At 60.5% G+C, this 12,281-nt stretch carries 8 protein-coding genes; 5 read left to right on the top strand and 3 right to left on the bottom strand.

Annotation, left to right across the window (positions count from 1 at the left end; translation table 11 throughout):
* Window positions 1-160: 160 nt before the first annotated feature.
* Window positions 161-862: a DUF1013 domain-containing protein gene (locus ATY78_RS19000; RefSeq protein WP_088675408.1), complete on the bottom strand. Its 702-nt coding sequence runs from the start codon at window positions 860-862 to the stop codon at window positions 161-163.
* Between the two features lie 229 nt (window positions 863-1,091).
* On the opposite strand from ATY78_RS19000, the gene acs reads away from it, so the two are divergent.
* Window positions 1,092-3,047, top strand: coding sequence for an acetate--CoA ligase (gene acs, locus ATY78_RS18995; RefSeq protein WP_088683864.1), 1,956 nt, complete (start codon window positions 1,092-1,094; stop codon window positions 3,045-3,047).
* A gap of 1,567 nt (window positions 3,048-4,614) precedes the next feature.
* On the opposite strand, the gene ATY78_RS18985 is transcribed toward acs, so the two are convergent.
* Window positions 4,615-4,839: a DUF1674 domain-containing protein gene (locus tag ATY78_RS18985; RefSeq protein ID WP_088683862.1), complete on the bottom strand. Its 225-nt coding sequence runs from the start codon at window positions 4,837-4,839 to the stop codon at window positions 4,615-4,617.
* 111 nt (window positions 4,840-4,950) lie between these two features.
* Here ATY78_RS18985 and htpX point away from each other — a divergent pair, with 111 nt between their 5' ends.
* From htpX to purH, 4 genes are all read left to right on the top strand, one after another.
* Window positions 4,951-5,904 (top strand): zinc metalloprotease HtpX, encoded by a 954-nt coding sequence (gene htpX, locus ATY78_RS18980; protein ID WP_088683861.1) that lies wholly within the window; start codon window positions 4,951-4,953, stop codon window positions 5,902-5,904.
* Entirely contained in the window at window positions 5,895-7,283 is a 1,389-nt protein-coding gene (locus ATY78_RS18975; protein WP_088683860.1) for an RsmB/NOP family class I SAM-dependent RNA methyltransferase, read from the top strand. The genes htpX and ATY78_RS18975 overlap by 10 nt, the downstream gene beginning before the upstream one ends.
* A 148-nt stretch (window positions 7,284-7,431) precedes the next feature.
* Window positions 7,432-9,105, top strand: a complete 1,674-nt coding sequence (locus ATY78_RS18970; protein ID WP_088683859.1) for a heparinase II/III family protein — start codon at window positions 7,432-7,434, stop codon at window positions 9,103-9,105.
* Between the two features lie 107 nt (window positions 9,106-9,212).
* Window positions 9,213-10,829, top strand: a complete 1,617-nt coding sequence (gene purH, locus ATY78_RS18965) for a bifunctional phosphoribosylaminoimidazolecarboxamide formyltransferase/IMP cyclohydrolase (RefSeq protein WP_088683858.1) — start codon at window positions 9,213-9,215, stop codon at window positions 10,827-10,829.
* A 50-nt stretch (window positions 10,830-10,879) separates the two neighbouring features.
* Here purH and ATY78_RS18960 read toward each other — a convergent pair whose 3' ends face one another.
* Window positions 10,880-12,268 carry an MFS transporter gene (locus ATY78_RS18960; protein ID WP_088683857.1) on the bottom strand — a complete coding sequence of 463 codons (1,389 nt, stop codon included), beginning with the start codon at window positions 12,266-12,268 and terminating at the stop codon, window positions 10,880-10,882.
* Window positions 12,269-12,281: the final 13 nt, after the last annotated feature.

Genomic DNA, 12,281 nt, shown 5'->3' with positions numbered 1-12,281 from the left:
CTCACCTCACGCACGCTACGCTTGCCGCCGCTGTAAAACTCCACAACACTCTGCTTGAACGACGTGCTGTATTTGGACATGCAAAACCCCCGAAGTTGGGTGTCCAACTTTCGGGGGTCAGTTCAGACTCGGCGGGGTTTTTGATGAGAGAGATGGTATCTCAGTACTGATCTTCGTCGTCTTCGTCCTTCGGGGCTGAGCGCAGCGAGCTCAGCTTGCGGAAGACGGCGTCGGCGTCGATTTCCTTTTCCTCTTCGCGCTCGTAGCTCGGGGTCAGGCGTTCGGTCTCCTGAGCCGATTGCAGCGTTGCGCCAAGCTCGGCGGCGGTCGGCAGCGGACGGCCCTTGGAGGCCTTTTCCACTTCCATGTCGAGGTCGATCTGGCTGCAGAGGCCGAGTGTCACCGGATCCATCGGCGCCAGGTTGGCGGAGTTCCAGTGGGTGCGCTCGCGGATTTGCTCGATAGTCGACTTCGTCGTGCCGACGAGGCGGGAAATCTGCGCGTCCTTCAGCTCCGGATGGTTGCGAACGAGCCAGAGAATGGCGTTCGGGCGGTCCTGGCGCTTGGAAACCGGGGTATAACGCGGGCCGCGGCGCTTGGATTCCGGCACGCGAACCTTCGGCTCGGAAAGTTTCAGCTTGTGGTTCGGATTGGCTTCGGCGCGAGCAATCTCGTCGCGGGAGAGCTGTCCCGTCGAGATCGGATCAAGGCCCTTGATGCCCTGCGCCGCTTCGCCGTCGGCGATCGCCTTGACTTCCAGCGGATGCAGTTTGCAGAACTGGGCGATCTGATCGAAAGACAGCGCCGTGTTGTCGACAAGCCAGATGGCAGTCGCCTTCGGCATGAGCAATGTTTGAGCCATGGATATAGTCCTTCTATCGTCCGCGCCGGTCGCGGTCCGTGGATTGTCACCACAATGTCCGGGAAATATGCCGCTATATAACCGTACTGTCGCAGAATTGCAATTCTTCCGAAATCAAATGACCTTTGTCTAATTGCCGTGGCGATGCGACCTGCTATGAATTGCCCTGATTTGAAGTCCGGGCTCATAAATCGCTTGGCCCGTCGCATGTCCCATGAGGAGGAGTTCCATGTCGGAGAAGATCCATCCGGTGCCGAAGCCGGTGAAGGCGCGTGCCCTGATCGATAAGGAGAAGTACCTGAAATGGTACGAGGAAAGCGTCGAGGACCCGGACAAGTTCTGGGGCAAGCACGGCAAGCGCATCGACTGGTACAAGCCCTACACCAAAGTCAAGAACACGTCCTTTACCGGCAAGGTCTCGATCAAGTGGTTCGAGGACGGACAGACGAACGTCTCCTATAATTGCATCGACCGCCATCTGAAGACGAATGGCGACCAGGTGGCGATCATCTGGGAAGGCGACAATCCCTACGTCGACAAGAAGATCACCTATAACGAGCTTTACGAGCATGTCTGCCGGATGGCGAACGTGCTCAAGAAGCACGGCGTCAAGAAGGGCGATCGCGTCACCATCTACATGCCGATGATCCCCGAGGCGGCTTACGCGATGCTCGCCTGCGCCCGCATCGGCGCGGTGCATTCGGTGGTCTTCGGCGGCTTCTCGCCCGAGGCCTTGGCAGGCCGCATCGTCGACTGCGAATCCACCTTCGTCATCACCTGCGACGAGGGCGTGCGCGGCGGCAAGCCGGTGCCGCTGAAGGACAATACCGATACGGCGATCCACATCGCCGCCCGCCAGCACGTGATCGTGGACAAGGTTCTGGTCGTGCGCCGCACCGGCGGCAAGACCGGCTGGGCGCCCGGCCGCGACCTCTGGTACCATCAGGAAGTCGCCACGGTGAAGGCGGAGTGCCCGCCGGTGAAGATGAAGGCGGAAGATCCGCTCTTCATCCTTTATACGTCGGGCTCGACAGGCAAGCCGAAGGGCGTGCTGCACACGACGGGCGGCTACCTCGTCTATGCGTCGATGACACATGAATATGTCTTCGACTACCATCATGGCGACGTCTACTGGTGCACGGCCGATGTCGGCTGGGTCACCGGCCACTCCTATATCGTCTACGGGCCGCTCGCCAACTGCGCGACGACGCTGATGTTCGAGGGCGTGCCGAATTTTCCGGACCAGGGCCGTTTCTGGGAAGTCATCGACAAGCACAAGGTCAACATCTTCTATACCGCGCCGACGGCGATCCGCTCGCTGATGGGTGCCGGCGACGATTTCGTTACGCGCACTTCGCGCTCTTCGCTGCGCCTGCTCGGCACTGTGGGCGAACCGATCAATCCCGAAGCCTGGGAATGGTACTACAATGTCGTCGGCGACAAGCGTTGCCCCGTCATCGATACCTGGTGGCAGACGGAAACCGGCGGCCACATGATCACGCCGCTGCCCGGCGCCACCGACCTGAAGCCGGGTTCGGCGACGACGCCGTTCTTCGGCGTCAAGCCGCAGCTGGTCGACAATGAGGGCAAGGTGCTGGAAGGCGCTGCAGACGGCAATCTCTGCATCACCGACAGCTGGCCGGGGCAGATGCGCACTGTTTATGGCGACCACGAGCGCTTCATCCAGACCTATTTCTCCACCTACAAGGGGAAATATTTCACCGGCGACGGCTGCCGGCGCGATGCGGACGGCTATTACTGGATCACCGGCCGCGTCGACGACGTGCTCAACGTCTCGGGCCACCGGCTCGGCACGGCGGAGGTGGAATCGGCGCTCGTTTCGCACAGCCTGGTTTCGGAAGCCGCGGTCGTCGGTTATCCCCATGCGATCAAGGGCCAGGGCATCTATTGCTATGTGACTTTGATGGCCGGCCACGAAGGCACCGATACGCTTCGCCAGGAACTGGTGAAACATGTCCGCGCCGAAATCGGCCCGATCGCCGCGCCCGACAAGATCCAGTTCGCGCCCGGCCTGCCGAAGACCCGCTCCGGCAAGATCATGCGCCGCATCCTGCGCAAGATCGCCGAAGACGATTTCGGCGCCCTTGGCGACACTTCGACGCTCGCCGATCCAGCCGTCGTCGACGATCTGATCGCCAACCGGCAGAACAAGGTGACCGCCTGATATTTAGAGCCGCCCTCTCCTGGGGCGGCTCATTTTCCACGCATTTGACGAGAGGCTTCATCGGCAGCGGCAACTGGCGCACGCACGTGAACGATGTTTAGTCGAGCAATAAATATGCTTTCTTGTGCCTTGGAAAGGCGCTCGCCTATGAAGGATGGTGCTGAAAGAAGCGAATCAATACAACGGCTTGATTCAATTTCGTGCGCGCAAGCCAATGATTCTATTGACTCTTTTTTATACCATGTCTATAAGCACATGGTAGCCTTTGCTTGGCGAAGCGGCCCCTGGGCCTCCTCTGAGATAGCCAAGAATTGCCGGTTTGGCGGGCTACAACTTTTAATAGTATAGCTTTGTGCCTTTTTGCCAAATGTCGTATTCGTAAGTGATACGAGGTTGGATTAGGTCGTAAGTTCTTTTGTCACCAAGTTCCCATTTTCGCTGAATGGCCCACGCGCAATAATCGGCAATTTGCAGCCAACAATCGGCCATGGCCGGCCTGAAATCGACGCACCATGTGGAACTCTTGATGTTCTGGCTGGCGACATCGCTTAGGCCGTTGATATATGTGGCTCTCTCCTTCCTTGTTCCAATTGAAGCGGCCGTTACAATCAGGTGTGAATCGGCGGGAACGTACGGCGCCAGTCCAAACCTCAGGTGATAGTACCAAGGCACCTTGTAGAACCGTGCCTTCGATGCAGTAACCTGAGGCTGAGCTTTCGCTTTTTCGCAGATAGTAGCTTGGACTTCAAATCATGTTTCAGGATTGTCGTAAAGACACGATCGCGAACGGCTTGCTTATCAGCGGTCGCGTGGAAATAGTCGCCAAGTTCGGCGCCTTCAGTGAGAAGCTCATGACGAAGGTCGTGTAGAGCATGCCCCGCATTCAAGCTCGATGTGCTCACCGTACAGATTATGAAGTATTTGCTGACATTCTGGTTTCTGTTGAATGTCATGCAGCCCGCCTCATCTGAAAATAGATAGCGTTTGATCATGGACAATCAGAAATCACAAAAGAAGACCAAGAGTTATCCAGAAACAAATGGGAGTGCTTTAAGGATAGCTCGAAAAACAAGTTAGGTCTCACCATAAACGAGATTCGGGCATCCAATATGTCCGCGACAAGACCGATTTCTGAAAGACGCTGCTCCTTCATGTTGCTTTGATTGGGGAGAAGTTTGATTGTCTCGGACTAGACTTGGCATCTTATAGAAACCATGAGTTTGTCGTCCCGTTTATATCCGTTACGTGGCGCACCAGATTTTTCGTCAATGACATGAGCAGAGAACGTTTCGTCGAGTCTCATGAGCTTCCATCCGTGGCGCTCGCCGCTATTACTACCTCCTCGGACTTGCCAGACACGCATAATGTCGTGCCCCTCGTGTGTAGAGCCGACCGCGTGGACCTCAACGACGCGGACAAAGCTGTCATATCGCAACTCAAGGCACTTTCCCAAGCGTAGGGCTTCACACGGAGTATAAAAGATCAATTTGAATCCCCTCAATCAACACAAGATTCTAAATTAGATGATTCTTAACCGGGCGTGCAGATATAAATCTCTTAGTATCCGTTAGAAATCGATAGCCCGGCCATTGATCTCGTAGTCGCCGAAGCGGGCGGGCTCGGCGCCGCCGCGGCCGCCGATCTCGGGCGGCAGTTCCAAGGGTTGCTGGTTCTTCCGCCGTTCCTCGGCTTCGGCAAGCGCGCGCCTGGCAGCCGGAGACAGTATCTTTCGCGGCGGCTCCGATCCCTCGGCTGCCGGGATTTCGCTATTGTCGTTATCGGCTTCCTGCATTGGCTTCTCCTGCCGGAAAACATTGAAAATGACCGGCGAATAACCAAATCATAATGCGCCGGCGGAGCGATTGAAAGCTCGTGACGCCGAAATCGGAGATGGAGATCCGCAATGAACCTCGTCCGCACTGCCATGTTGCTTGCCTTCATGACGGCGCTTTTCATGTTTGTCGGCTTCCTGATCGGCGGTCGGGCCGGCATGATGATCGCATTCCTCATTGCGGCCGGCATGAATTTCTTCTCCTACTGGAACTCCGACCGGCTGGTGCTTTCGGCCTATCGTGCCCAGGAAGTCGATGAACGCAACGCGCCGGAGTTCTTCCGGATCGTGCGCGATCTCGCCCGCAATGCCGGCCTGCCGATGCCGAAGGTCTATCTCTATGACAATCCGCAGCCGAACGCCTTCGCGACCGGCCGCAATCCTGAAAATGCCGCCGTCGCCGCCTCGACGGGCCTGCTTGCCGCCTTGTCTCCCGAAGAAGTCGCAGGCGTGATGGCGCATGAGCTCGCCCATATCCAGAACCGCGACACGCTGACCATGACGATCACGGCAACGCTTGCCGGCGCGATCTCGATGCTCGGTAATTTCGCTTTCTTCTTCGGCGGCAACCGCGAGAACAACAATCCGCTCGGTTTCATCGGCGTCCTCATGGCGATGATCGTGGCGCCGCTCGCCGCCATGCTGGTGCAGATGGCGATCAGCCGCACGCGCGAATATTCCGCCGACCGGCGCGGCGCCGAGATCTGCGGCAATCCGCTCTGGCTCGCCTCCGCCCTCGGCAAGATCGCGCGGGGTGCGGCCCATGTTCCGAATGAGGATGCTGAGCGCAATCCGGCAACCGCGCATATGTTCATCATCAATCCGCTCTCTGGCGAGCGCATGGACAATCTGTTTTCGACCCATCCGAACACGGAAAACCGCATTGCGGCGCTGCAGGAGATGGCGCAGGGCGGCATGAATGTCTCGACGGGACCTGTGCGTGCTGCTAATCCCTCGCGCAAATCGCGCTCTGTTCCGAATACGGGTCGCGGTGGTTCGCAACCGCCAAAAGGTCCGTGGTCTTGAATTCAGACGGCACGAAGAAACCATTCCGCAAACAGAAGCCCTCCGCCCCTCGATCGGCGCCAGTCAAGCCCGGCTTGCAGGCCCGGGCCGCGGCGGCGAAGATTCTCGCTGCCGTTGTCGATCGCAAACTGCCGCTCGATGGCGCGCTCGACCACGAACATGGCAATCCGGCCTATAAGGTGCTCGGCGAAGGCGACCGGGCGCTTGTCCGAGCCATTCTGAACACGACGCTGCGCCATCTGCCGCGCATCGATGCGGCCATCGCAGCACTGCTGGATTCGCCGCTGCCCGAGGGTGCGCGGGCGCTGCATCACGTTCTTGCCATCGGCGCGGCGCAGATCCTTTATCTCGACGTGCCCGATCATTCGGCCGTCGATCTTGCCGTCGAACAGGCCAATCAAGATCCGCGCAATCGCCGTTTCGCCAAGCTGGTCAATGCCATCCTCCGTCGGCTCGGCCGTGAGAAGGATGCGGTGCTGGAGGAAATCGGCAAGGTTGCGCTGATGCCGGCCTGGTTCATCGCGAGGCTGGAAAAGGCCTATGGCCATGAGGCGGCGCTGGCGATTTCGCAATCCCAGCTCGAGCCGGCGGCGATCGATCTGACCGTCAAATCGAATCCCGAAGATTGGGCAAAGCGGCTGAACGGCGCTGTCCTCCCGACTGGCGGTGTGAGGCTTGCGGCCTTCGAGGGCGGCATTCCCTTGCTCGAGGGCTTCGACGAAGGCGCATGGTGGGTGCAGGATGCGGCCGCGAGCATTCCGGCCAAGCTTTTCGGCGATCTTTCCGGCAAAAGAGCCGCCGATCTCTGCGCGGCGCCCGGCGGCAAGACGGCGCAGCTCATCCTTGCCGGGGCCAAGGTCACTGCCCTCGATCAATCGGAAAGCCGGCTAAGACGGTTGCGCTCGAATCTCGACCGGCTCGGCCTCAAGGCTGAGACAATCGCGACGGACCTGACGAAATTCGAGCCGGTGGAGCGTTTCGATGCGATCCTACTCGATGCCCCCTGCTCCTCGACCGGCACGACCCGCCGCCACCCCGACGTGCTGTGGACCAAGGGACCAGAGGATATCGCCAGGCTGGCGGCGTTGCAGGAGCGGCTGCTGCGTCACGCGCTGACATTGCTGAAGCCTAATGGAACCCTGGTTTTCTCCAATTGCTCGCTCGATCCAGCCGAGGGCGAGGAGGTGGTCGCCCGTGTTCTTTCCGATACGGATGCAGTCGAGCGTGTTGCGATCGGCGCCGGCGACTGGCCCGGCCTCGAAGCGGCGATCACCCCGCTCGGCGAATTCCGCACGCTTCCCACCCTGCTGAAAATGCCGGACGGTTTTGCCTCCGGCCTCGACGGCTTCTATGCGGCCGTGCTGCGACGAACAGCCTAATCATGGCTTGCAGAACCGCCGCATAATTTCCGGCGGTGCGCTTTAATTTGAGTATATTCGAACTTTGTCACGAATTAATTCATTGCGGGCGATGAAATCGGCCGCTTTTCACCTATTCTTAACCACGAGGGTCAATAGACAATAGAATATGCAGTCCGGTCGGCGTTTTGCGAGCATGTATGTTCGGGAGGCTTGGCGGCGCGCCTTGCGCCGCGTCGCGTTGCTGCGCCTGAAGCTCATCCGCCATTCGATCAAGCCGCCCGAGCGCCTCATCGTCGCCCCGACCGACCTTCGCGGAATCGATCCGCATGTGGCGGACGAGATCCTGAACGGACGCTTCCTGCTGGCCGGGCGCATGCTGGAAACCAGCGGAAAATCGCCCTTTACCTTCACCCTGCCCTCGCGCCCTTTCGCAATCCGCCTGCACAGCTTCGGCTGGCTGCGGCACATGCGGGCGAACAAGACGGAGCGCAACGCGGCTGCTGCCCGCGCAATCGTCGACAGCTGGCTTTCGATCCATGCCGGCCGCATGGAGGGAATTGCCTGGGAGATCGACGTCACCGCTCAGCGCGTCATTGCCTGGCTGTCGCACTCGCCTGTCGTGTTGCAGAATGCCGATCGCGGCTTCTATCGCCGCTTCATGAAGTCGCTGGCGTTCCAGGTAAGGTTCCTGCACCGCATGGCGCCGTTCACGCTCGGCGGACTGGAGCTATTCCGGCTGCGTATTGCGCTTGCCATGGCCTCCGTCGCCATGCCGACCCGCGCGTCCACGCTGAAAAGAGCCGCGCAGGCGCTCGACCGCGAATTCGATAGCCAGATTCTGCCCGATGGCGGCCATGTGTCGCGCAACCCGCGCGCCGGCCTGGAACTGCTGCTCGATCTGCTGCCGCTGCGGCAGACCTATGTCAATCTCGGCCACGACCTGCCGCAGAAGCTGATCTCGGGCATCGACCGTATGTATCCGGCGCTGCGTTTCTTCCGCCATCAGGACGGGGACCTGGCGCTCTTCAACGGCGCCACCTCGACGCTGGCAAACGAGCTGATGTCCGTGCTCAGATATGACGAGACGGCAGGCCAGCCGTTCAAGGCTTTGCCGCAGTCGCGCTATCAGCGGCTTTCCGCGGGAAAGACTGTCATCATTGCCGATACCGGCGTGCCGCCCTCGGGAGGCGCACTGCGGAGCGCACATGCCGGCAGCCTCTCCTTCGAGATGTCGTCCGGCCGCCATCGTTTCATCGTCAATTCCGGCTCACCGAAATTTGCCGGGCATCGCTATGTCCAGATGGCGCGCACGACGGCGGCGCATTCGACCGTCATCCTCAACGATACCTCATCCAGCCGATTTTCACATTCTCCCTTTCTCAGTCACGCGATCATCGAGCCGGTTAAAACTGTCATCGTCGAGCGGGCCGAAACGGAAGATGGACGCGATGGAATCAAGCTCAGCCATGACGGCTATCTGAGAGCTTTCGGAGTGATGCACGAGCGCGAGTTGACGCTCAATACCGCCGGTTCGATGGTGACGGGCCGTGACCGGCTCTTCGTCCGTGAAGGATATGAGAATGACGAGCCGCTGAAAGCGGTTGCCCGCTTTCACATTCACCCCTCGATCGTCCTGGAGCAGAGCGACAGCGAATCCGTGCTGCTGACGGCGCCGGATGGCGAAAGCTGGCTGTTTTCCGCGCCCGGCAATGAAGTGCTGATCTCCGAGGACATCTTCTTTGCCGATAGCTCCGGCATTTGCGGTTCGGACCAGATCGAGATCGACTTCGATCTTGCGGGGAAAACCGAAATCCGCTGGTTCCTGTCCCGTAAGGGCTAGATCATGCGCTAACGCCTGTTTGCGCGGCGGCAAAGCTGTGCTAACGCGACGCCAGCATGCAGGCGTCCCCCGTGGATGTCTCCCGAAGCCCGAACGGAGAAGGTTTCATGGCCGTCATTTCCAAAAAGATCCCCGCCCCCGACAAGGTCGAAATCAAGACCGCCCTCCTCTCCGTCTTCGATAAGACGGGAGTCGTCGAGCTTGCCCGCTCATTGTCGGAGCGAGGCGTGCGGCTGCTGTCGACCGGCGGCACCTACAAGGCGATCGCGGCTGCCGGCCTTGCCGTCACCGATGTCTCCGAAATCACCGGCTTTCCCGAGATCATGGACGGGCGCGTCAAGACGCTGCATCCGACCGTGCATGGCGGCCTGCTGGCGATCCGCGACGATGGTGAACACCAGGAGGCGATGAAGAAACACGGCATCGAAGGCATCGATCTTGCCGTCATCAACCTCTACCCCTTTGAGGAAGTGCGCGCGGCCGGGGGCGATTATCCGACGACCGTCGAAAATATCGATATCGGCGGTCCGGCGATGATCCGCGCATCGGCCAAGAACCATGCCTATGTGACGACCCTGACCGATCCGGCCGACTATGCCGAATTCCTGGAGCAGCTCTCTGCAGATGGCGGCAAGACCGCCTATGCCTTCCGGCAGCGCATGGCTGCCAAGGCCTATGCCCGCACTGCGGCCTATGACACGATGATTTCGAACTGGTTCGCCGAAGCGTTGTCGATCGACACGCCGCGCCACCGCGTCATCGGCGGCGCGCTGAAGGAGGAGATGCGCTACGGCGAAAACCCGCACCAGAAGGCCGCCTTCTACGTGACGGGCGAGAAGCGTCCGGGCGTTTCGACGGCTCTCCTTCTTCAGGGCAAGCAGCTCTCCTACAACAATATCAACGATACCGATGCCGCCTACGAGCTCGTTGCCGAGTTCTTGCCGGAAAAGGCGCCGGCCTGCGCCATCATCAAACACGCCAATCCCTGCGGCGTCGCCACCGGATCGAGCCTGGTCGAGGCCTATCGGCGGGCACTCGCCTGCGATTCCGTGTCGGCCTTCGGCGGCATCATCGCGCTGAACCAGATTTTGGATGCCGAAACGGCCGAAGAGATCGTCAAGCTCTTCACCGAAGTCATCATCGCGCCCGATGTGACCGAAGAGGCGAAGGCTATCGTCGCCCGCAAGCCGAACCTGCGGCTTCTGTCTGCCGGCGGCTTGCCCGATCCGCGCGCCGCGGGCCTGACGGCGAAGACCGTTTCCGGCGGCCTGTTGGTCCAGAGCCGCGACAATGGCATGGTCGAGGATCTCGAGCTCAAGGTCGTCACCAAGCGCGCGCCGACGGCGCAAGAGCTTGAGGACATGAAGTTCGCCTTCAAGGTCGGCAAGCATGTGAAATCCAACGCCGTGGTCTATGCCAAGGACGGCCAGACGGCCGGCATCGGCGCCGGCCAGATGAGCCGGGTCGATTCCGCCCGCATTGCCGCGCTGAAGGCCGAAGAGGCTGCCAAGGCGCTCGGTCTTGCGGTTCCGATGACAAAGGGCTCGGCGGTCGCTTCCGAAGCCTTCCTGCCCTTTGCCGATGGTCTTCTGTCGATGATCGCCGCAGGGGCGACTGCCGTCATCCAGCCGGGCGGCTCGATGCGCGATCAGGAGGTCATCGATGCCGCAAACGAGCACGGCGTCGCCATGGTCTTCACCGGCATGCGCCATTTCCGCCACTGACTCGGAACTGCCGTCCTGCTTCCATCAGGTCCGGCCGTGCGTAATATTTCCTACGCGCGGTCGGCCGGATAAGGCGTGCGGATCAGGAGCACCAGGCCGCCCGCCAGGAACAGGATCAGCGTCGCCATTCCGAACCGCGGCGACCCGCTCATATAGGTCACCAGCGAGAAGAGCAGTGTCGCCATGAAACTCGTGGCGCGCCCGGAAAGCGCGTAGATGCCGAAATAGCGGCCGGCTTCCTCCAGGCTGACGCTGCGGGCGAGGTAGGAGCGCGACGAAGCCTGCACCGGCCCGAAGGCGAGCCCGATCAGCAGGCCGTAGAGAATATAGGCCTTTTCCGCCGCCGTGCCGAAGAGGCCGCCGGAATCCGCTGGCGGCAGCGGCATCAGGCCGAAGAGCGTGTAACCCGGCCCTGTCGAAATGATGCCGAAGGTGGCGAGAAGCAGCATGGTGAGGCTGATGACGACGGTCGTCTTCGAGCCTACGCCCTTGTCGATACGGCCGGCGAGCAGGCAGCCGAAGATCGCGACGACATTCAGGATGATGCCGTAGATGCCGATCTCGATCGTCGCCCAGCCGAACATGCCGGCCGCAAAAACGCCGCCGAGGATCAGCAGGCCGTTGACGCCGTCCTGGTAGATCATGCGGGCGACGAGGAATTTCAGGATACCGCGGCGCTCCTTGAGCTCGCCGAGCGTGTTTCTGAGTTCCCGCAGGCCGAAGCGGACAGCGGTGCCGAAGGGAAGCCCTCTGCGGACATCCGGCGTGAAGAAGAACATCGGCAGGATGAAAATCAGATACCAGACGGCCGAGATCGGCCCGGTGATGCGCGCGTCCTCGCCGGTCTTCGGATCGAGGCCGAACAGCGGGTCAAGGCCGAGGATGGTCTTGCCGCTCTCCGGGCTTGCCGCGAGCAGCGTGACGACGGCGATGAGCACGATCATGCCGCCGAGATAGCCGAGCCCCCAGGCGGTATTGGAGAGCTTTCCGACCTCGTCCTTGCCGACGAGGCGCGGCATCATCGAGTCGTTGAAGACGATCGAAAACTCCGCCGAGATCGAGGCAAGGATCATGAAGATCACGGGATAGAGGACCGGCGAACCGGGGGCAGCGAACCACAGGCCGAAAAGGCTCGCGATCTTGATGATCGCGAAGAAGCCGATCCAGGGCTTGCGTGCGCCGGACTGGTCGGCGATCGAACCGAGAACGGGCGAAAGCACGGCGATGATCACCGAGGAGATCGTCGCCATGTTGCTCCATGTCGTCTGCGCCGAAACCGGGTCAGCGGTCAGGCGCGAGACGAAGTAAGGCCCGAAGATGAAGGTCGTGACCACCGTGAAAAAGGGCTGGGCCGCCCAGTCGAAGAACATCCACCCCCAGATGCCTTTCTCCGTGGCCTTCGGCGGCTGCGTTCCTGTCCAGTCGATGCGATTCAACATCCGCTCCTTTTTG

The organism is Rhizobium sp. R635 (genome assembly GCF_002211285.1).
Taxonomy (GTDB): domain Bacteria; phylum Pseudomonadota; class Alphaproteobacteria; order Rhizobiales; family Rhizobiaceae; genus Rhizobium.
The sequence above is the reverse complement of the archived record's forward strand: the minus strand, read 5'-3'. Positions and strand labels throughout refer to the sequence as shown.